Raw genomic sequence first — 19355 nt, forward strand, 5'->3', positions numbered from 1 at the left:
TGGCCGCGCCCGAGAAGCCCGTGCGGTGACGCCCGGCCCGGACCGGCGAGCCAGCGACGTTGCCGGACATCCCCGGCCGACGCGGGCGGAGCTGGCCGCTGCTGCGGACCGGACCATCCCCGATGTGCTCGCGCCGGGCCTGGCGGTGCTCTTCGTCGGCATCAACCCGGGCCTCTGGTCGGCCGCCACGGGCTGGCACTTCGCCCGGCCCGGCAACCGGTTCTGGCCGGCGCTGCACCGAGGCGGGTTCACCCCCCGGCTGCTGCACCCGAGCGAGCAGGACGAGCTACCCGCCCTCGGCCTCGGCATCACCAACATGGCCGCCCGGGCCAGCGCCCGGGCCGACGAACTGACCACCGAGGAGCTGCTCGACGGGGCTCGGCTGCTGACCGCCGCCGTGGCCCGGTACCGGCCGCGCTGGGTGGCGGTGGTGGGGGTGACCGCGTACCGGATCGGTTTCGGTCGACCGAAGGCCACCTTCGGGCCGCAGCCGGAGCCGCTGGCCGGGGCGCGGCTGTGGGTGCTGCCCAACCCGAGCGGCCTGAACGCGCACTTCACGCCGGTCACCCTGGGCGCCGCGTTCGCCGAGCTGCGCGTCGCGACCGGCCTGCCGGACCGCCGCCCGGCCTGAGTCAGTGTGCTGCGGCGGGTGGGTCAGTTGGCGGCGGCCGGTGGCAACGCCTCGTCGGCGATGTAGGTGCCCAGCGGCATGACCACCGGCTCGGGGCCGGTCGCGTCCACGTACGGGGTGGGCGAGTCGGCGACCGCGAACTGGGTCCGGTACAGCTCGGCGTAGAGCCCGCCGACCGCCACCAACTCGTCGTGCCGCCCCCGCTCGACGATCCGCCCGCCGTCCAGGACCAGGATCTGGTCGGCGTCGCGGACCGTGGAGAGCCGGTGCGCGATCACCAGCGCCGTCCGCCCGGCCAGCGCCACCGACAGCGCCCGCTGCACCGCCGCCTCACTCTCCGAGTCGAGGTGCGCGGTCGCCTCGTCGAGGATCACGATCGACGGGGCCTTGAGCAGCAGCCGGGCGATGGCGATGCGCTGCTTCTCGCCGCCGGAGAACCGGTAGCCGCGCTCCCCCACCGTGGTGTCCAACCCGTCGGGCAGCGACCGGACCAGGTCGGCGACCTGAGCGCCGGCCAGCGCGGCCCAGATCTCGTCGTCGGTCGCGTCCGGCTTGGCGTAGCGCAGGTTCTCGGCGATCGTCTCGTGGAACAGGTGCGAATCCTGGGTGACCACGCCGATCTCGTCGCGCAGGGAGGCAAGCGTCGCGTCGCGCACGTCCACCCCGCCGACCAGCACCTGCCCGTCGGTGACGTCGTAGATCCGGGAGATCAGCATGGACAGCGTCGACTTGCCGGCACCGGACGGGCCGACCAAGGCGACCATCTGGCCCGGCTCGACGCTGAACGAGACACCCTTGAGCACCGGCTCGTTGACGGTCCGATCGAGCGTGGCGACCTCTTCCAGCGAGGCGAGGGAGATCTCGGCGGCGCTCGGGTAGCGGAACCGCACGTCCCGGAAGTCGACCCGCCCGGTGCCCCGGGGCACCGGCACCGCGTCAGGCTTCTCCACGATGCCCGGCTTGAGGTCGAGCACCTCGAAGACCCGGTCGAAGGAGACCAGCGCGCTCATCACGTCCACCCGGACGTTGGAGAGCGCGGTGAGCGGGCCGTACAGGCGGGTGAGCAACAGCGCGAGGGTCACCACCGTGCCCGCCGTCACGCCGCCGGTCACCGCGAGCCAGCCGCCGAGACCGTAGGTGAGGGCCTGGGCCAGCGAGGCGACCAGCAGCATCGCCACGAAGAAGGTGCGCGAGTACATGGCGGACTGGATGCCGATGTCCCGTACCCGCTCGGCCCGGCCGGCGAACCGGCTGGCCTCGATCTCGGGCTGGCCGAAGAGCTTCACCAGCAGCGCGCCGGCCACCCCGAACCGCTCGGTCATGGTCGCGTTCATCTTGGCGTCGAGGTTGTACGACTCACGGGTGATGTCGGCCAGCCGGCGGCCGACGCGGCGGGCCGGGATGATGAAGATCGGCAGCAGCACCAGCGAGAGCGCGGTGATCTGCCAGGAGAGGGTGAACATCACCGCGGCGGTGAGCACCAGTTGGATGACGTTGCTGACCACGCCGGACAGGGTGGAGGTGAACGCCCGCTGGGCGCCGAGCACGTCGTTGTTGAGCCGGCTGACCAGCGCGCCGGTCTGGGTGCGGGTGAAGAACTGCAACGGCATCCGCTGCACGTGGTCGTAGACCCGGGTGCGCAGGTTGAGGATGATGCCCTCGCCGATGCGGGCCGAATACCACCGCTGGGCCAGTGAGAGCAGCGCGTCGGCGACCGCCAGGCCGGCGATGAACAGGGCCAGCCGGATCACCAGCCGGCCAGCCTCGGTGCCGCCCCGGTTGATCGCGTTGATCACGTCACCGGCGAGCACCGGGGTGGCCACGCCGATGATGGCGGCCAGCACCACGGTGGCCAGGAAGACGCCGATGTCGCGCCGGTAGGGGTGGGCGAAGGCCACGATCCGCCGGGCCACCCCGTGCTTCAGCCGGTGGGTGGAGACCTCGTCGCGGTTGCGCATCGACCGGAGCATGCTCCACCCCGCCATGCCACCGCCGGACATCGGGTTGGACACCGCGCACCTCCGGGTTGTCGGGCAGACCGCACCGTCAGGTCAATTCTCCCGACGACTCTGACAACCTCGGTCGTAACCCGGATCTTCCCGAATGGTCCTTACTATTCTCCCCGGCCAGCGAGGTCACGCAGCCGGCGGGTCTGCGCCTCCCGCTCGGCGCGCTGCTGGTCGGCATGCGACCGCCCGGACGCGCCGGCGATCAACGCCTTGATCTCCACCACCGCGTCGCGGGCACCGGCGAGCAGGCCGGCGGTCAGGTCACGGACCGCACCGTCCAACTCGGCGGGTGGTACGACCAGGTTGGCCAGCCCGATCCGGTCCGCCTCGGCGGCGTCCAGCCGACGGCCGGTCGCGCAGATCTCCAGCGCCCGGGCATAGCCCACAAGCTCGACGAGGCGCTTGGTGCCGGCCAGGTCGGGCACCAGGCCAAGGGTCACCTCGGCCATCGACAGCTTCGCGTCGGCGGCCAGGACCCGCAGATCACAGGCGAGCGCGAGCTGGAAACCAGCGCCGATCGCGTGGCCCTGCACGGCCGCCACGGAGATGACATCCGGCCGGTGCAGCCAGCTGAAGGCAGCCTGGAACTCGGCGATGTGGTCCGCGCAGTCCTGCTCGGGCAGCGTGGCCAGCTCGGCGAAGGACCCCGGGCCGGAAGCGCCGGCCACCGCGAGGTCGAGGCCGGCGGAGAACGCGCGCCCCTCACCCCGGACCACCACCACCCGAACGTCGCCGGGCAGGTCGCGGGAGAAGTCGCTCATCGCGCGCCACATGGCGGGCGTCTGGGCATTGAGCACGTCGGGCCGGCACAACGTCACCGTGGCAACCGGCCCGTCGCAGCTCAGCCGGACCCCGGTCGCCTCGGCGGTCACCGGGCGGCCCGGGGTGCGGCGCTGGTCGACGACGCTGGGGGGCAGGTCACGCCTTCTTGCGGCGCCGGGCGCCGCCACGCTGGCGCAGTTGCACCCCGGACTCGGTGAGCACTCGGTGGATGAACCCGTAGGAACGGCCCGTCGAGGCCGCCAGGGCGCGGATGCTCTCCCCCGAGGTGTACCGCTTTACCAGGTCCTTGGCGAGCGTCTGACGCTCGGCTCCGACGATCCGGCGACCCTTCTCAGTGCTGGTGGCTGTGCCAGTGGCTGCCATGCTGTGTCCTCACGTCCCAGACTGTGCGGTTCGGATACGGTCCCACCTATTAGACCGCCTCGGACGATCATGCGCCAGATATCAACTCTTCGCCAACCGACACGCTATGCAATGTCAGCTTCCCGATAGCGTGATGCTGGCAACCGGCCCCGTCACACCGGCCGGGCGTACCACCGCCGCCGCTCGGCAGCGCCCGTCGACGCCCCGTACCCTGCGGTCGTGATCGACCTGTTGGGCACGGCGGCCGGGGCGGCCGTGGTCTTCGCCGCCACCGACATCGACGACATCGTCATCCTGACCCTGTTCTTCGTCACCGCCCGCCGCACCGGCCGACCGCGGCCCTGGCAGATCGTCGCCGGGCAGTACCTCGGCATCGGGACGCTGGCGGTGGCCAGCGCGGTGGTCGCCGCCGGCCTGCTGGTGGTGCCCGACCCGTGGACCGGGCTGCTCGGGCTGCTGCCGATCGCGCTCGGGATCCGCGCCCTCGTGCGGCGCGACGACGACGAGGCACCCGCCGTGGTGGCCTCCACGCTCGGGGTGGCCGGGGTGACGATCGCGAACGGCGCCGACAACGTGGCCGTCTACGTACCCGTGTTCCGGGCCCTCGGCCCCGCCGACAGCGCGGTCTTCCTGCTGGTCTTCGTGCTGCTCATCGCGGTGTGGTGCGCCGTCGGAGCCTGGCTGGGCGGGCACCGGAGGGTGGTCCGGCTGGTCGAGCGCGCGGGCCACTGGCTGGTGCCGGCGCTCTTCGTCGGCATCGGCTTGGTGATCCTGGTCAGCTCCGGCGTACTCGGCCGGCTGGTCGACCAGCTCGGCTGAGAACGGCCCGGTCGGACCGCCCGCAGGGCACGTCGACCGGGGCGGTCAGGCCAGCTCGACCAGCTCGAGCAGGTCGTCGCTCCAGGCGTCCTCGTCGCCGTCGGGCAGCAGGATGGCCCGGTCCGGCTTGAGCGCCAGCACCGCCCCCGGGTCGTGGGTGACCAGCACGATCGCGCCCGGGTAGTTGGCGATCGCGTCGAGCACCTGCTCCCGGCTGACCGGGTCGAGGTTGTTCGTCGGCTCGTCGAGCAGCAGCACGTTGGCACCGGAACAGACCAGGGTCGACAGGGCCAGCCGGGTCTTCTCGCCGCCAGAGAGCACCCCCGCCGGCTTGTTCACGTCGTCGCCGGAGAAGAGGAACGCGCCGAGAATCTTGCGCAGGTCGGTGTCGGACTGCTCTACGGCGGCGGCGCGCATGTTCTCCAGCACCGTCCGCTGCACGTCCAGCGTCTCGTGCTCCTGGGCGTAGTAGCCCAGCCGCAGCCCGTGCCCGGCGTGCACCTCGCCGGTGTCCGGCGTGAGCAGCCCGCCAAGCATCCGCAGCAGCGTCGTCTTGCCGGCGCCGTTGAGCCCGAGGATGGCCACTCGGGAACCGCGGTCCACCGCCACGTTGACGTCGGTGAAGATCTCCAGCGAGCCGTACGACTTGGACAGGCCGGTCGCGGTCAGCGGGGTCTTGCCGCACGGCGCGGGGTTGGGGAAGCGCACCTTGGCCACCCGGTCGGAGACCCGCACCTCCTCCAGGCCGGAGATCAGCTTCTCGGCCCGGCGGGCCATGTTCTGCGCGGCGACGGTCTTGGTGGCCTTGGCCCGCATCTTGTCGGCCTGCGCCATCAACGCGCCGGCCTTCTTCTCCGCGTTGGCCCGCTCCCGGCGGCGGCGCCGCTCGTCGGTCTCGCGCGCCTCCAGGTACGCCTTCCAGCCCAGGTTGTACACGTCGACCACGGACCGGGTGGCGTCCAGGAACCAGACCTTGTTGACCACCGACTCCAGCAGTGCGCCGTCGTGGGAGATCACGATCAGACCGCCCTTGTGGTTGGCGAGGAAGCCGCGCAGCCAGGTGATCGAGTCGGCGTCGAGGTGGTTGGTCGGCTCGTCGAGCAGCAGGATGCCGCCGCCGTTCTCGCCGGCGTCGCGGAACAGGATCCGGGCCAGCTCGATGCGCCGGCGCTGACCGCCGGAGAGGGTGCCGATGGTCTGTGCGAGCGCGCGGTCCGGTAGGCCGAGGTTGGCGCAGATCCGGGCGGCCTCGGCCTCGGCGGCGTACCCGCCCAGGGCGGCGAACTGGTCCTCCAACGCGCCGTAGCGACGGACCAGTTTCTCGTCGGTGTCCTCGGCGAGCTGGGCCTCGAGCTGCTGCATCTGGGCCATCAGCACGTCCAGGCCGCGGGCGGAGAGCACCCGGTCGCGGCCGGTCGCCTGCAGGTCGCCGGTACGCGGGTCCTGCGGCAGGTAGCCGATGGCGCTGCGCTGGTCGATCTGCCCGGCGTACGGCTGCCCCTCACCGGCGAGCACCTTCAGCGTGGTGGTCTTGCCGGCACCGTTGCGGCCGACGAGACCGATCCGGTCACCGGGCTGCACCCGCAGGGTGGTGTCGGACAGCAGGATCCGTGAGCCGGCACGGAGTTCCAGGCCGGTGGCAGTGATCATTTCTTCGGGCTCGCTCTCGGGGAGTGGAAGGCTGACTCGGGGCACGCGAAACGGCCGGCGGGCCCAGTGGCCCGGCGGCGCGGGGCGGTTCAGCCTTCGCAGCGCAGCACCTGACAAGTGTACCGGGCGCTCCCGGGCGGCCCCGCCGCGATTACCACTCAAGATCATCGGGTACCGGAACGGTTGTCCGGACCCGGTCCGGCATTGAGGCGACACGGCGACATCGAAACGACACTGACGGACATACGGCGATCGGGGTCAGCATGGAACTCAACGAGCGGGCCGAACTCGACACCTCCCAGGTCAACGACCGGGGCCGAGGCGGCGGGGCAGGCGGTGGACTCGGCATTCCGCTGCCCGGCGGCGGTGGTCGCGGCGGGCTGATCGGCATCGTGGTGGCCGTGCTGGTCGCCCTGCTGGGCGGCGGGTTCGGCCTGAACGCGATGACCAACGGCGACGAGGGCGGGCAGGCCGGCGGCACTGACCTGGAGCAGCTGTGCTCGCGCGACAACCCCCAGCGCTTCGACGACGCCCGCTGCCGCAACCTGCTCTTCGTCAACAGCATCCAGGCCTACTGGCAGCAGGCGTACCCGGAGCTGGGCAACGGGAAGTACGAGCCGACCGACACCAACTTCTTCCAGGCCGCCGTGAACACCGGCTGCGGGCAGGCCGACTCGGGTGTCGGCCCGTTCTACTGCCCGGCCGACCGGCAGGTGTACATCGACCTGAGCTTCTACGACGAGCTGGCGTCCCGGTTCGGCGCCAAGGGCGAGTTCGCCCAGCCCTACGTGCTCGCCCACGAGTACGGACACCACATCCAGAACCTGCTCGGCACCAACGAGCGGGCCGGCCAGGGCGACCAGAGCGGCCCCCGCTCCGCCTCCGTACGGCTGGAGTTGCAGGCCGACTGCTACGCCGGCGCCTGGGCCAAGCACGCCACCGAGAGCAAGGACAAGACCGGCCAGGAACCGCTGTTCAAGTCGATCACCCCGACCGACATCAGCGAGGCTGTGCAGGCCGCCGAGGCGATTGGCGACGACAGCATCCAGGAGCGCTCCGGTGGGCAGGTCAACCCGGACCAGTTCACCCACGGCACCTCCGCGCAGCGGCAGCGCTGGTTCCAGCAGGGCTTCGACCGTGGCGACCCGAAGACCTGCGACACCTTCGGCACCGACCAGCTCTGACCTCCCCTCCCCTCCCCCGACGAGGTCTCCGCCCGGCGGGGGGCGGGGGGCCGGGGCACGCCAGGAACCCCGGCCTTCCCTCTCTCAGCACCACCGTCGACCGCTGAGGTCAGTCGGGTGCCGGGTCGCGCAGCCGGATCCGCACCGCACGGGCCGCAGCCACCGCAGCGACGAGCACCGCGTGTCGAGGCTCCGGCACGTCGAGCAACCGCTCGGCCCGCAGCGGCACGAGCGGGGCCAACCGCCGATCGGCCAGCACCAAGTCCACCGCCCGCCGGTCACCGCCGCAGACCACCGCGGTCAGCGCCGCCGCCTCCGGCAACAGCAGCCGTACGGCCAGCTCCGCCGCATCACCCAGCGCCGCCTTGGCCTGGTTGTCGCGCCGCCGGGCGAACCGCTGCTGTGACCATCCCCCCGCGGCGGTGCGCCCCTGCACGTAACGGGTGTCCACCTTGGAGACGACGAGGTCGGCGCCCTCGGCCACACCGACGGCCACCGCGCCCTTGCGGGCCAGGAGCAGGCCGATCCGGCGGGGCGCGACGGCGGCGGCAACGAACCCGGCGACGTCGCCGCTGGCCGGCGACCCGGGCGGGGCGTACAGCTCGGCGGTGGTCCCGTCGGGGGCGGTGAGCAGCAGGCCGCACTCCCGCGCGGTGGTGGTGTGCGGGCCGTGCCGGTCGGCGAAGCCCTCCACCCAGCGGCCGACGCGGGCCGGGTCGACCTCCACCCACCGGCCTCCCCCGGCTGCGGGTCGACTGGTCACCGCCCGACGGTACGGCACGACGAGGCAGATCGGGCGGTCAGGCGGGGACCGCTCAGCCCGGCAGCAACGCGACCACCGCCAGCGCGGCGATCAGCGCGCTGGAGACCAGGCCGGTGACCAGCCGCCCGCGCGGGCTGCTCAGTGCCCGGCCGACCACGGTGCCACCGCCGGCGATGAGCATCTGCCAACTCGCCGACGCCAGGAACACGCCCGCCACGAAGAGCGCCGCGTCGCCCGTCTCCGCGTCGGCGGTGTCCCGACGACCGAGCACCAGCGCGGTGAAGTACAGCACCGTCGCCGGATTCAGCAGGGTCAGCCCGAGCAACGCCGCGTAGGCCCGCCCGGGAGTGCTCAAACCCCGACCGACGGGTGCCGTCGGGGTCTGCCGCGAGCGATGGGCGGACCAGGTCCGCCACAGGCCATGCGCGGCGAGACCCAGCAGGACGACGGCCGCGACCACCCGCAGCGGCCCGGCGACCGGCGCGATGACCCCGGCCAGGCCGGCGCCACCGAGCGCCGCGACCGCCGCATAGAGCCCGTCGGCCGTCGCCACCGCGAGCGCCGCGGCCGCGCCGACCCGAAACGAGGTACGAGCACTCAGGCCCAGGATGAGGATCGCGATCGCGCCGACGGGAATGGCGACGCCGTAGCCGGCCACCAGACCGGCCAGGAACGCCCCGCTCACGGACGTCGGTGTCGGGCCGAGGCTCGTCGCCGGACCGGCCGCTGTCGACGCACGGCAGTCGCCGCACGAACAAGGACCTGCATCGGGTACGCCTCAGTCACACGCGCATCCTGCGCGCCGAAGCCACACCCCCGCCACCGGATTTCCGCGCCCCACGCCCCACGCCCGACGCCCCGCGCGCCCGACGCCCCGCGCCCCACGCCCGATCGACGCCCGAGATCGTGCTCGATCCAGGAAGTAGTGGGCTCACCAACTGGCGGCAGGCACTCTTTCCGGGATCGAGCACGATCATGGGGCTGACTGGGCCGCCAGGCCGATCAGGGCTTTCCGGCGGGCCAGTGGGGGTGGCGACCGAGGTAGGAGAGCAGGACGCTGACCTCGTCGGCCTCCGGACCGGGGTCGATCGCCGGGTCGTACACGCCATAGGCCCGCAGCGGCTCGACGATCTGCCGAGCGACCACCAGCAGGGGACGGGCCAGTTCGTCGCCGAGCGGGGACGGCTGGTCGGTGGCCGTCGCGATGTCCCAGGCGTGCACTGCCGCGTCGAGGGCGCACGCGACGGCACCAACCTGGGCCGGCAGCTTGCCCTGGGGCAGCGGCGTGGGCACCTGCGGGTCGTCGTCGGCGACACCCGCCCAGGCTCGGGCGGACGCGTCGAGGGCGGCGCGTAGGCCGACCAGCTTGTCCCCGTCGATCCGACCGGAGGGTGCGAACGGGTCCTCTGCCGGCCCCGGCCCGCCGACGATCGCCGCCACGTAGGCGATCTGGTCGCCGGTCGCGTGCTGAAGCACCTGGGTGACCGTCCACCGCTTGCACGGGGTGGGCCGATCCCAGGCGTCGGCCGGGACCCCCTCGACGGCCGTCCGGAGCGCCTTGTGCGCCTCGTCGAGCACGGTCCGCCACCGTCCAGCTGCCATCTCGCTCATCGCCCTGACCTCTCCGCCGACCCCGTCAAACGAGCAAGTCCGCCCGCTTTCGGAGCGGAATGTTCCGCTCCGTTGTGTTGGGATCAACTTAGCGGACCGGAACGATCCGTTCCACTTTTGGTTCACACTGCTCCACAACGCATCGAGCGCGGCACCCAAACGGGCGCCGCGCTCGACGAAGGTGGAACGGAGTCGGGTCAGACGTTGAAGCCGAGGGAGCGGAGCTGGTCCCGACCCTCGTCGGTGATCTTGTCCGGGCCCCACGGCGGGAGCCAGACCCAGTTGATCCGGATGTCGTTGACCAGACCGCCGCCGGGGCCGGTGGTCAGCGCCTGCCGGGCCTGGTCCTCGATCACGTCGGTCAACGGGCAGGCCGCCGAGGTGAGCGTCATGTCCAGGGTCGCGACGTTCTCGTCGTCGACGTGCACCCCGTACACCAGGCCCAGGTCGACCACGTTGATGCCGAGCTCCGGGTCGACGACGTCCTTCATCGCCTCCTCAATGTCGGCGATCATGGCCTTGCTGACGCCGGTCGCCGGGGTGGCGGCGTCGCCGGCACCCTGCGTCGTCACGGCGTCGGTCGTCGCGGCGGCGTCGGTCGTCACGGCGTCGGTCTGCGGCGTCGCGGTGGCGTCACCGGCCTCCGGCGTCGCTGCGGTAGCGGTGTTCTCGCTCATGCCTTCACCTCCGGGCTCGCGCCCACCCCGGCGCGTGCCGCGGCGTCCTTGAACGCCATCCACGGCAGCAGCGCACACTTGACCCGAGCGGGGTAGCGGGCAACGCCCGCGAAAGCCACCCCGTCACCGAGCACGTCCTCATCCGGCGTGACCTGGCCACGGCCGGACATCAACTCGACGAACGCCTGGTGTACCGCGAACGCCTCCCCCGCACCCCGACCGCGCAGCAACTCGTGCAGCACGCTCGCCGAGGCCTGGCTGATCGAGCAGCCCATCCCGTCGTACGAGATGTCGTGCAGCACGGCGCCGTCGGTGGCCACCCGGACGGTGACCTCGTCGCCGCAGGTCGGGTTGACGTGGTGCGCCTCCGCGACCTGGTCGCCCGAGTCTTCGGCAGCGCGCAGGCCACGCCCGTGCGGGTGCTTGTAGTGGTCCAGGATGATCTCCTGGTAGAGCTGGTCGAGCTGCATCAGTCGAACACCTTCCGCACCTGCTCCAGACCGGCCACCAGAGCGTCGATCTCCTCCGTGGTGGTGTAGAGGTAAAACGAGGCCCGGGTCGTGGCCGGGACGCCGAACCGGTTGCACACCGGCTTGGCACAGTGGTGGCCCACCCGCACCTGCACGCCGAGCGAGTCGAGCACCTGACCCACGTCGTGCGGGTGCACGTCACCCAGCGCGAACGAGATGGTGCCGCCCCGGCCCACCGGCACGGTCGGGCCGAAGATCCGCAGATCACGCACCGAGTCGAGGGCCTCCAGCGCGTACGCCGTCAGCTCCTTCTCGTGCCACTGGATGGCCTGCATTCCGATCCCGGTGAGGTAGTCCACCGCCGCGCCGAGCGCGACCGCTTCGGCGATCGGCGGGGTGCCCGCCTCGAACCGGGCCGGCGGCGCGGCGAACGTCGACCGGGCCATGGTGACCGTCTCGATCATCGAGCCGCCGCCGAACACCGGCGGCATCGCCGCCAGCAGTTCGCCCCGGCCCCAGAGCACACCGATACCGGTCGGGCCGCACATCTTGTGCCCGGTGAAGGCGATGTAGTCGGCATCGAGGTCGACCACGTCGATGGGCAGGTGCGGCACCGACTGCGAGCAGTCCAGCAGCAGCAGCGCGCCCACCTCACGGACCCGCGCGGTGATCCGGGAGGTGGCGTTGATCGTGCCGAGGATGTTCGACATGTGCACCAGCGAGACGATCTTCGTCCGCTCGTTGACCAGGTCGTTCAGGCCGGACTCGTCGAGCCGGCCGCCGTCGGTGACCGGGAACCAGCGCAGGGTCGCGCCGGTCCGCTCGCAGAGCAACTGCCACGGGACGATGTTCGAGTGGTGCTCCATCTCGGAGATCACCACCTCGTCGCCCGGGCCCAGCCGGAACCGCGGGTCGGCGTCCGCACGCAGCGTGGCGTTGGAGAACGCGTACGCCACGATGTTGATCGCCTCGGTGGAGTTCTTGGTGAACACCACCTCGTCGGGGCTCGGCGCGTTGATGAACGCGGCGATCTTCGCCCGCGCCCCCTCGTACGCCTCGGTGGCCTCGGTGCCCAGGGTGTGCACCGAGCGCGACACGTTGGCGTTGTGCAGGGCGTAGTGCTCCCCGAGCACGTCGAGCACCTGCCGGGGTTTGTGCGAGGTGTTGGCGCTGTCGAGGTAGACCAGCGGGTGCCCGTTGATCTCCCGGTCCAGGATCGGGAAGTCGGCGCGCACCCGGGCCACGTCGAAACGCGGCACGTCGTCGTACTGCGGCATCCCGGACGGGATCGCGATGCTGGTCATCTCGGCAGCGCCTCTCTCGCTCAGGCCCGGGCCGTGCCGGCCCCGGCGGCGTACCGCTCGTAGCCCTCGGCCTCGAGCTTGTCGGCCAGCTCCGGGCCGCCCTGCTCGACGATCCGGCCGGCCACGAAGACGTGCACGAAGTCCGGCTTGATGTAGCGCAGGATCCGCGTGTAGTGGGTGATCAGCAGCATGCCGGTGTCGCCGTTGTCGCGGACCCGGTTGACGCCCTCGCTGACCACGCGCAGCGCGTCCACGTCGAGGCCGGAGTCGGTCTCGTCGAGGATGGCGATCTTCGGCTTGAGCAGCTCCAGCTGGACGATCTCGTGGCGCTTCTTCTCACCGCCGGAGAACCCCTCGTTGACGTTGCGCTGGGCGAACGCCGGGTCCATCTGGAGGCGCTCCATGGCGCCGCGCAGCTCGCCGCCCCAGGTGCGCAGCTTCGGCGCCTCACCGTCGATGGCGGTCTTCGCGGTACGCAGGAAGTTCGCCACCGAGACGCCGGGCACCTCGACCGGGTACTGCATGGCCAGGAAGAGGCCGGCGCGGGCCCGCTCGTCGACGGACATGGCCAGCACGTCCTCGCCATCGAGGGTCACCGAACCGCCGGTGATCTCGTACTTGGGGTGACCGGCGATCGAGTACGCCAGGGTCGACTTGCCGGAGCCGTTCGGGCCCATGATCGCGTGGGTCTCACCGGAGCGGACGGTCAGGTCGACACCGGCCAGGATCGGCTTGAGCTCACCCTCGGGCAGCTTGACCGACACCTTCAGGTCGCGGATCTCCAGGGTGCTCATTATCGGGTCACTCCATTACTCGGCGTCAGGCTGAGGTAGATGTCGCCGTCGCGGACGTCGACGGGGTATACGGGTACGGGTTCGGTGGCCGGCAGCCCGGTGGGCTGCCCGGTGCGCAGGTCGAAGCGCGAGCCGTGCAGCCAGCACTCGAGCGTGCAGCCGTCGACCTCACCCTCGGAGAGGGCGACCGAGGCGTGCGAGCACTCGTCGTAGGCGGCGTAGAACTCGCCGTCCTCGCCGTGCACCAGCGCGATCGGGGTGCCGTCGACGTCCGCGCTGATCGCGGTCCCCTTCGGCACGTCCTCGGTGGAACAGATCCGGATCATCAGGCGCCGGCCTTGGTCAGCCGGGCCTCGATCGCGTCGCCGAGGCGCTCGCGCAGCGGCTCCACCGGGATCTTGTTGATCAGCTCGGCGAAGAAGCCGCGGACCACCAGGCGGCGGGCCTCGCCCTCCGGAATGCCCCGGGCCATCAGGTAGAACAACTGCTCGTCGTCGAAGCGGCCGGTCGCGCTGGCGTGGCCGGCGCCGGCGATCTCGCCGGTCTCGATCTCCAGATTGGGTACGGAGTCCGCCCGCGCGCCGTCGGTGAGCAGCAGGTTCCGGTTGATCTCGTACGTGTCGGTGCCGGTCGCCTCGGCCCGGATCAGCACGTCGCCCACCCAGACGGTGTGCGCGTCCTCGCCCTGCAGAGCGCCCCGGTAGCCGACGTAGCTGCGGCAGTCCGGCACGCTGTGATCGATCAACTGCCGGTGCTCCAGGTGCTGGCCGGAGTCGGCGAAGTAGACGCCGTACAGCTCGGCCTCGCCACCGCGGCCGGTGTACTCCACCGAGGTGAACTGCCGGACCAGGTCACCACCGAGGCTGACCTGGACGTGCGTCACCCGGGCGTCCCGACCCAGCTTGATCTTGAGGTGCTGCGCCTGCACCGCGTCGGCCGCCCAGTCGGCCACGGTGACCAGGGTCAGCTTCGCCCCGTCGGCCACGGAGACCTCGACGTTGTCGGCCAGGGTCGCCGAGCCGACGTGCTCCAGCACCAGGGTCATCTCGGCGAACCGGCCCACCTCGACGAAGGTGTGCCCGAAGGCCAGACCCTCGGCACCGTCGCCGACCACCCGCACGCTCACCGGCGAACCCACCACGACGTCGCTGGCCACCGTGAGCAGCAGCGCCTGGCCGGCACCGCCGTACGCGAGCGCGCTGATCCGGTCGACCGGGGTGAGCACGCTGCCCACCCGCGGATCGTCCATGCCGATCCGCTCGACGGCCACGCCCTCGGGCAGGTCGCCGTACTCGTGCCGGACCGTGCCGGTGGGGCCCTGCGGCTCACCGGCGAGGCCGCGCAGCCGCTTGAGCGGGGTGAAACGCCACTCCTCCTCCAGGCCGGTGAGGGCCGGGAAGTCGGCGACGTCGTACGAGCGCAGCGCCTGCGACTTGGTGCTGGGCGGCGCGGAAGCCTGGGTAGTCATTTCTTCCTTGGTCTGTTCTGCGGTTAATCGGAGGGTCGGTCGGGCTGGTCGAGGCGCGGCGGATCGAGGCCGACGCGAGAGTCAGCCGGCCGGCGTCAGCCGACCGCGCCCTCCATCTGGAGTTCGATCAGCCGGTTGAGCTCCAGGGCGTACTCCATCGGGAGCTCCTTGGCGATCGGCTCGATGAAGCCGCGCACGATCATGGCCATCGCCTCGTCCTCGCTCAGGCCCCGGCTCATCAGGTAGAAGAGCTGGTCGTCACTGATCTTGGAGACGGTCGCCTCGTGCCCCATCGACACGTCGTCCTCACGGATGTCGACGTACGGGTAGGTGTCCGAGCGGGAGATGGTGTCGACCAGCAGCGCGTCGCACTTGACCGTGCTCCGGCTGTGGTGCGAACCCTCCAGCACCTGCACCAGACCACGGTACGAGGTACGGCCGCCGCCCCGGGCGATCGACTTGGAGATGATGGTGGAGGAGGTGTGCGGCGCGGCGTGCACCATCTTGGCGCCGGCGTCCTGGTGCTGGCCCTCGCCGGCCATCGCCACCGAGAGCACCTCGCCCTTGGCGTGCTCGCCGGTCATGTAGACCGCCGGGTACTTCATGGTGACCTTGGAGCCGATGTTGCCGTCGACCCACTCCATGGTCGCGCCCTCGTGGCAGACGGCGCGCTTGGTGACCAGGTTGTAGACGTTGTTCGACCAGTTCTGGATGGTCGTGTAGCGGCAGCGCGCGTTCTTCTTGACGATGATCTCCACGACCGCGCTGTGCAGCGAGTCGGAGGAGTAGAGCGGCGCGGTGCAGCCCTCGACGTAGTGCACGTACGCACCCTCGTCGACGATGATCAGCGTCCGCTCGAACTGGCCCATGTTCTCCGTGTTGATCCGGAAGTAGGCCTGCAGCGGGATCTCCACGTGCACACCCTTCGGCACGTAGATGAACGAGCCACCGGACCACACGGAGGTGTTCAGAGCGGCGAACTTGTTGTCGCCGACCGGGATCACCGTGCCGAAGTACTCCTTGAAGACGTCCTCGTGCTCGCGCAGCGCGGTGTCGGTGTCCAGGAAGAGGACGCCCTGCTCCTCAAGGTCCTCACGGATCTTGTGGTAGACGACCTCGGACTCGTACTGCGCCGCGACGCCGGCGACCAGCCGCTGCTTCTCCGCCTCCGGGATGCCCAGCCGGTCGTACGTGTTCTTGATGTCCTCGGGCAGGTCCTCCCAGCTGGTGGCCTGCTTCTCGGTGGACCGCACGAAGTACTTGATGTTGTCGAAGTCGATCCCGGTGAGGTCCGCGCCCCAGGCCGGCATCGGCTTGCGGCCGAACAGCCGGAGACCCTTCAGACGCAGGTCGAGCATCCACGCCGGCTCGTTCTTCTTGGCCGAGATGTCCCGCACCACCGCCTCGTTGATGCCGCGCTGGGCAACCGCCCCGGCGGCGTCCGGGTCGGACCAGCCGTACTCGTAGCGACCCAGGGCGGCAAGCTGCTCTTCCTGGGTCAGGGGCTGGACGATCTGCTCGGTCATTTATCTGTCCTCACAGTGGTGACGGGATTACTGGATTGGGCGCGTACCTGCTGGGCTGGAATGTGCGTGGTGCACACCCCGTCGCCGTGCGCGATGGTGGCCAGGCGCTGCACGTGGGTGCCGACCAGACGGGAGATCACTGCGGTCTCGGCCTCGCACAGCTGGGGAAACTCGCCGGCCACGTGCGCCACCGGGCAGTGGTGCTGGCAGAGCTGGCCGCCGGAGGCGATCGTGGTGGCGTTGGCAGCGTAACCCTCGGCGGTGAGCGCGTCGGCGAGTGCCTCCGCCCGCGCGAGGGGGTCGTCGCCAGCGTCCTCCATGGCGGCCTGACAGCGGGACTCCAGGGCGGCCACCTGCTCGGTGGCGAACGCCTCGACCGCCTCGGAGCCGCCGCTGCGGGCGATCCAGCGCAGCGCGGCGGTGGCCATGTTGTCGTAGTGATGGGTGCCACACCGGACCCGGGCCGCCTCGGTCAGCAGGAACACCTTGGCCGGACGCCCCCGCCCGCGGCTGCCCTGCACGGTCTGCTCGCGGGCGAACACGTCACCCTCGGCGAGCATCGCGTCGAGGTGCCGGCGGATCGCCGCCGGGCTGAGCCCGAGCGCCGAACCGAGCTGCGCGGCGGTGGTGGCCCCCCGCTCCAGCAGCAGCTGGGTGACCCGGTCCCGGGTGGAGACCTCGGTCGCCGCAGCGCCGCCGAGCGCGGCCGACGTGGTCACGACAAGCGCGGACGCGGACGCACCGACGGCCGGAGAGGCCGTCGGCTGCTGCCCGGAGAGCGCCGCCGTGTTTTTCACAACGCCAACGTTACGTAATTACTCGGAGGGTCGCAAACCCGGGCCCCGGTGATCCGAACCACCGAGCCGACGGAGTCGGACAAACCTCGATCACTACGGTGCGTAGGATTTGCGCCGTGAACCGATTCGCCCGTCCGGTCTCCGGCACCCTGCTGCGTAGCCTCGCGCTCACCTCGATCATCGCGAACGTGGGCATCGTCGTCACCGGCGGGGCCGTCCGGTTGACCGCCTCGGGCCTCGGCTGTCCCACCTGGCCCCGGTGCACCGACGCGTCGTACGTCGCCACGTCCGAGATGGGCCTGCACGGGGTGATCGAGTTCGGCAACCGGATGCTGACCTTCGCGGTGGGCCTGATCGCGCTGGCCACCCTGCTGGCCGTGCTGGCGCACCGGCCGCGCCGGCCCGGGCTGCTGCCGCTGGCCGTCGCGGTCTTCCTGGGCATTCCCGCCCAGGCGGTGGTCGGTGGCATCACCGTGCTCACCAATCTGAACCCGTGGGTGGTCGGGCTGCACTTCCTGGCCTCGATGGCGGTGATCACCGCCGCGTACGCCCTCTGGCGGCGGGTGGCCGAGCCCGACGGCCCGACGGTGGCCGTGGTGCCGGTGCCGCTGCGCGCGCTGGCCCGGGTCACCACCGGCGTGAGCGTCGCGGTGCTGGTCATCGGCACCTGGGTCACCGGCAGCGGCCCGCACGCCGGCGACCAGGGCGCTGCCCGCAACGGGCTGGACCCGGAGTCGATCTCCCAGGTGCACGCCGACAGCGTCTTCCTGCTGCTCGGCCTCTCGGTGGCGCTGATCTTCGCGTTCCGCGCGGTAGGCGCACGGCGGGCCACCCGGGCCGCGGTCGTCCTGCTCGCGGTGGAGCTGGGCCAGGGCCTGATCGGCTTCGTGCAGTACTTCACCCACGTGCCGGCGATCCTGGTCGGCGCGCACATGCTCGGCTCCTGCCTGGTGCTGCTCGCCACCCTCTCGGTGCAGTGGTCCACCCGCGAACGCCGCCCGGTCGCCCCCGCGCCCCAGGCAACCACCCCCGCCGAAGCAGAAGCCGTCCCGGTCACCGCCTGACCTCACGCGGGGCCGCGCCCCGCGCCCCGCGCCCCGCGCCCCGCGCCCCGCGCCCCGCGCCCCGCGCCCCGCGCCCCGCGCCCCGCGCCCCGCGCCCCGCGCCAAGATCGTGCTCGATCCTGGATGTAGGGGCGTCGGACACGCGGGATGCCACTAAATCCAGGATGTTGCGCGATCTGGACGGCCGAGGTCCCCTCCGCGACCCGTGCCGACTCAAGATCCGCGCAACTTCAGGGGAAGTGTGGGGTCGCGACGCGCTGAGGCCACAACTTCACTGAACTTGCGCGGATCTTGGAAACGGCAGACACCACCGGGCGGGCCCGGAGCAGCGAACGCGGCCCGCGCGGGCCTTGAGAACGGCAGACGCCCCGCCCGGGCCCGGAGAGCAGCGGACGCTCCCAGGCGGGCCTTGGGAGCCGCAGACGCCCCCGGGCCGGGCCCGGAGAGCGGCAGACGCCCCCAGGGCCCGGAGAGCAGCGGACGCCCCGGGTGGGCCTTGAGAACCGTTGTGGGGTCAGCCGCGGCGGGCCAGGTGGGTGGTGATGGCCTCGGCGAGGCGGTCGGGGGCACCCTCGGCGTGGCCGATGAACAGAGACGGCTCGGTCAGCTCCAGCTCGACCAGCACCGGGGCGCCGTCCGGACCGGGGATCAGGTCGACCCGGGCGTAGAGCAGCTGCTCCGTCCCGCCCGGCACCGTGCCCAGCGTCCGCTCGGCCACCGCCAGCTGTTCTGGTTGCGCCGTGCGGGCGGTGATCTCCTCGGCCTTGTAGAGCCCGTCCGGGCCGAGGTCCGGGCCGGTCAGCATCGGGCCCTTGCGGATCGCGTGGCTGAACGTGAGCCCGTCCGGGCCGGCCAGGAAGAGCAGTGCCGTCTCGCCCTCGGTGTCGACGGCGGTCAGGTACGGCTGGATCATGGTCAGCCGGCCGGCGCTGGACAGCCGGCGCACGTGTGCTCCGGCCAACTCCCGGTGCTCCGGGTCGGCCAGGTCGTACCGGCCGGTGTCCTGGCTGCCCGCGCTGACCGCCGGCTTGATCACGTACTCGCCGGTGTCGGCCGGTGGACGCCAGCTCTCCCCCGGCTCGATCCAGGACGTCGGCACGGTGGGCACGCCGGCCGCGCTCAGCTCGGCGAGGTAGCGCTTGTCGGTGTTCCAGCGCACCACGGCGGCCGGGTTGACCAGCGCCGGGACGGTGGCGGCCCAGGCGACGAACTCGTCGCGGCGCAGCGCGTAGTCCCACGGTGAGCGGAGCACGACCAGGTCGTAGGAGGACCAGTCGACGCCGGGGTCGTCCCAGACGACCGCCTCGGCGGCGACCCCCCGGGTAGCGAGCGGGGCGAGGACCAGCCGGTCGTCCGGGTCGAGGTCCACGAGTTCGGCACAGGTGACGAGAGCGACCCGGGGTTTCCCCCGGGTCGACTTGTGGTGGTCGGTCAATTCAGGT

At 71.6% G+C, this 19355-nt stretch carries 20 protein-coding genes; 4 read left to right on the top strand and 16 right to left on the bottom strand.

Annotated elements, in window-relative coordinates; genetic code table 11:
* Positions 1-25 precede the first annotated feature (25 nt).
* A complete protein-coding gene (gene mug / locus ACFY29_RS06195) occupies positions 26-631 on the top strand; it encodes a G/U mismatch-specific DNA glycosylase (RefSeq protein ID WP_386983835.1) in 606 nt (201 codons plus the stop codon).
* Positions 632-654: 23 nt separating this feature from the next.
* On the opposite strand, the gene ACFY29_RS06200 is transcribed toward mug, so the two are convergent.
* The 3 genes from ACFY29_RS06200 to ACFY29_RS06210 all read right to left on the bottom strand — a co-directional run bounded on the left by ACFY29_RS06200 (position 655) and on the right by ACFY29_RS06210 (position 3786).
* Positions 655-2631, bottom strand: coding sequence for an ABC transporter ATP-binding protein (locus tag ACFY29_RS06200; RefSeq protein WP_328426759.1), 1977 nt, complete (start codon positions 2629-2631; stop codon positions 655-657).
* 113 nt (positions 2632-2744) lie between these two features.
* On the bottom strand, positions 2745-3512 hold the full coding sequence (locus tag ACFY29_RS06205; RefSeq protein ID WP_386984658.1) for an enoyl-CoA hydratase/isomerase family protein: 768 nt from the start codon (positions 3510-3512) through the stop codon (positions 2745-2747).
* Between the two features lie 46 nt (positions 3513-3558).
* Entirely contained in the window at positions 3559-3786 is a 228-nt protein-coding gene (locus ACFY29_RS06210) for a helix-turn-helix domain-containing protein (RefSeq protein WP_007462679.1), read from the bottom strand.
* 219 nt (positions 3787-4005) lie between these two features.
* Between ACFY29_RS06210 and ACFY29_RS06215 the strand changes: the two genes are divergently transcribed.
* Entirely contained in the window at positions 4006-4605 is a 600-nt protein-coding gene (locus ACFY29_RS06215; RefSeq protein ID WP_386983836.1) for a cadmium resistance transporter, read from the top strand.
* 45 nt (positions 4606-4650) lie between these two features.
* Here the strand turns inward: ACFY29_RS06215 and ACFY29_RS06220 are convergent, their stop codons facing one another.
* Positions 4651-6255: an ABC-F family ATP-binding cassette domain-containing protein gene (locus ACFY29_RS06220; protein WP_328418733.1), complete on the bottom strand. Its 1605-nt coding sequence runs from the start codon at positions 6253-6255 to the stop codon at positions 4651-4653.
* A gap of 263 nt (positions 6256-6518) precedes the next feature.
* On the opposite strand from ACFY29_RS06220, the gene ACFY29_RS06225 reads away from it, so the two are divergent.
* Positions 6519-7439, top strand: a complete 921-nt coding sequence (locus tag ACFY29_RS06225) for a neutral zinc metallopeptidase (RefSeq protein ID WP_355612176.1) — start codon at positions 6519-6521, stop codon at positions 7437-7439.
* A gap of 109 nt (positions 7440-7548) precedes the next feature.
* On the opposite strand, the gene ACFY29_RS06230 is transcribed toward ACFY29_RS06225, so the two are convergent.
* The 11 genes from ACFY29_RS06230 to ACFY29_RS06280 all read right to left on the bottom strand — a co-directional run bounded on the left by ACFY29_RS06230 (position 7549) and on the right by ACFY29_RS06280 (position 16849).
* Positions 7549-8202, bottom strand: coding sequence for an acVLRF1 family peptidyl-tRNA hydrolase (locus ACFY29_RS06230; RefSeq protein WP_386983838.1), 654 nt, complete (start codon positions 8200-8202; stop codon positions 7549-7551).
* A 52-nt stretch (positions 8203-8254) separates the two neighbouring features.
* Positions 8255-8887, bottom strand: a complete 633-nt coding sequence (locus ACFY29_RS06235; protein ID WP_386983840.1) for a LysE family transporter — start codon at positions 8885-8887, stop codon at positions 8255-8257.
* Between the two features lie 317 nt (positions 8888-9204).
* Positions 9205-9813 carry a TIGR03086 family metal-binding protein gene (locus ACFY29_RS06240; protein ID WP_386983842.1) on the bottom strand — a complete coding sequence of 203 codons (609 nt, stop codon included), beginning with the start codon at positions 9811-9813 and terminating at the stop codon, positions 9205-9207.
* 197 nt (positions 9814-10010) lie between these two features.
* Positions 10011-10490: a metal-sulfur cluster assembly factor gene (locus ACFY29_RS06245; RefSeq protein WP_386983844.1), complete on the bottom strand. Its 480-nt coding sequence runs from the start codon at positions 10488-10490 to the stop codon at positions 10011-10013.
* Entirely contained in the window at positions 10487-10960 is a 474-nt protein-coding gene (sufU, locus tag ACFY29_RS06250) for a Fe-S cluster assembly sulfur transfer protein SufU (RefSeq protein ID WP_328418739.1), read from the bottom strand. Before sufU ends, ACFY29_RS06245 begins: the two co-directional genes overlap by 4 nt.
* Positions 10960-12264 carry a cysteine desulfurase gene (locus ACFY29_RS06255; protein WP_386983846.1) on the bottom strand — a complete coding sequence of 435 codons (1305 nt, stop codon included), beginning with the start codon at positions 12262-12264 and terminating at the stop codon, positions 10960-10962. Before ACFY29_RS06255 ends, sufU begins: the two co-directional genes overlap by 1 nt.
* Positions 12265-12284: 20 nt before the next feature.
* Positions 12285-13058: a Fe-S cluster assembly ATPase SufC gene (gene sufC / locus ACFY29_RS06260; RefSeq protein WP_328418741.1), complete on the bottom strand. Its 774-nt coding sequence runs from the start codon at positions 13056-13058 to the stop codon at positions 12285-12287.
* Positions 13058-13384, bottom strand: coding sequence for a non-heme iron oxygenase ferredoxin subunit (locus tag ACFY29_RS06265; protein ID WP_328418742.1), 327 nt, complete (start codon positions 13382-13384; stop codon positions 13058-13060). Before ACFY29_RS06265 ends, sufC begins: the two co-directional genes overlap by 1 nt.
* Positions 13384-14526, bottom strand: coding sequence for a Fe-S cluster assembly protein SufD (gene sufD / locus ACFY29_RS06270; RefSeq protein WP_355612159.1), 1143 nt, complete (start codon positions 14524-14526; stop codon positions 13384-13386). Before sufD ends, ACFY29_RS06265 begins: the two co-directional genes overlap by 1 nt.
* Before the next feature lie 95 nt (positions 14527-14621).
* Entirely contained in the window at positions 14622-16052 is a 1431-nt protein-coding gene (sufB, locus tag ACFY29_RS06275) for a Fe-S cluster assembly protein SufB (RefSeq protein ID WP_007462707.1), read from the bottom strand.
* The gene (locus ACFY29_RS06280; protein WP_386983849.1) at positions 16049-16849 is read right to left on the bottom strand and encodes a helix-turn-helix transcriptional regulator; all 801 of its coding nucleotides are present in this window, start codon (positions 16847-16849) and stop codon (positions 16049-16051) included. The genes sufB and ACFY29_RS06280 overlap by 4 nt, the downstream gene beginning before the upstream one ends.
* A 98-nt stretch (positions 16850-16947) precedes the next feature.
* Here ACFY29_RS06280 and ACFY29_RS06285 point away from each other — a divergent pair, with 98 nt between their 5' ends.
* The gene (locus ACFY29_RS06285; protein WP_386983852.1) at positions 16948-17913 is read left to right on the top strand and encodes a heme A synthase; all 966 of its coding nucleotides are present in this window, start codon (positions 16948-16950) and stop codon (positions 17911-17913) included.
* A gap of 514 nt (positions 17914-18427) precedes the next feature.
* Here ACFY29_RS06285 and ACFY29_RS06290 read toward each other — a convergent pair.
* Positions 18428-19348: a RimK family alpha-L-glutamate ligase gene (locus ACFY29_RS06290; RefSeq protein WP_386983853.1), complete on the bottom strand. Its 921-nt coding sequence runs from the start codon at positions 19346-19348 to the stop codon at positions 18428-18430.
* Between the last annotated feature and the right edge of the window lie 7 nt (positions 19349-19355).

It is taken from the genome of Micromonospora sp. NPDC000668, assembly GCF_042897975.1.
Lineage (GTDB): Bacteria > Actinomycetota > Actinomycetes > Mycobacteriales > Micromonosporaceae > Micromonospora.

Bases quoted from the DNA above. Each gene is read 5' to 3' on its own strand.
- ACFY29_RS06200 (WP_328426759.1), bottom strand. From the start codon at position 2,631: ATGTCCGGCGGTGGCATGGCGGGGTGGAGCATGCTCCGGTCGATGCGC.
- ACFY29_RS06210 (WP_007462679.1), bottom strand. From the start codon at position 3,786: ATGGCAGCCACTGGCACAGCCACCAGCACTGAGAAGGGTCGCCGGATC.
- ACFY29_RS06220 (WP_328418733.1), bottom strand. From the start codon at position 6,255: ATGATCACTGCCACCGGCCTGGAACTCCGTGCCGGCTCACGGATCCTG.
- ACFY29_RS06225 (WP_355612176.1), top strand. From the start codon at position 6,519: ATGGAACTCAACGAGCGGGCCGAACTCGACACCTCCCAGGTCAACGAC.
- ACFY29_RS06240 (WP_386983842.1), bottom strand. From the start codon at position 9,813: ATGAGCGAGATGGCAGCTGGACGGTGGCGGACCGTGCTCGACGAGGCG.
- ACFY29_RS06245 (WP_386983844.1), bottom strand. From the start codon at position 10,490: ATGAGCGAGAACACCGCTACCGCAGCGACGCCGGAGGCCGGTGACGCC.
- sufU (WP_328418739.1), bottom strand. From the start codon at position 10,960: ATGCAGCTCGACCAGCTCTACCAGGAGATCATCCTGGACCACTACAAG.
- ACFY29_RS06255 (WP_386983846.1), bottom strand. From the start codon at position 12,264: ATGACCAGCATCGCGATCCCGTCCGGGATGCCGCAGTACGACGACGTG.
- sufC (WP_328418741.1), bottom strand. From the start codon at position 13,058: ATGAGCACCCTGGAGATCCGCGACCTGAAGGTGTCGGTCAAGCTGCCC.
- ACFY29_RS06265 (WP_328418742.1), bottom strand. From the start codon at position 13,384: ATGATCCGGATCTGTTCCACCGAGGACGTGCCGAAGGGGACCGCGATC.
- sufD (WP_355612159.1), bottom strand. From the start codon at position 14,526: ATGACTACCCAGGCTTCCGCGCCGCCCAGCACCAAGTCGCAGGCGCTG.
- sufB (WP_007462707.1), bottom strand. From the start codon at position 16,052: ATGACCGAGCAGATCGTCCAGCCCCTGACCCAGGAAGAGCAGCTTGCC.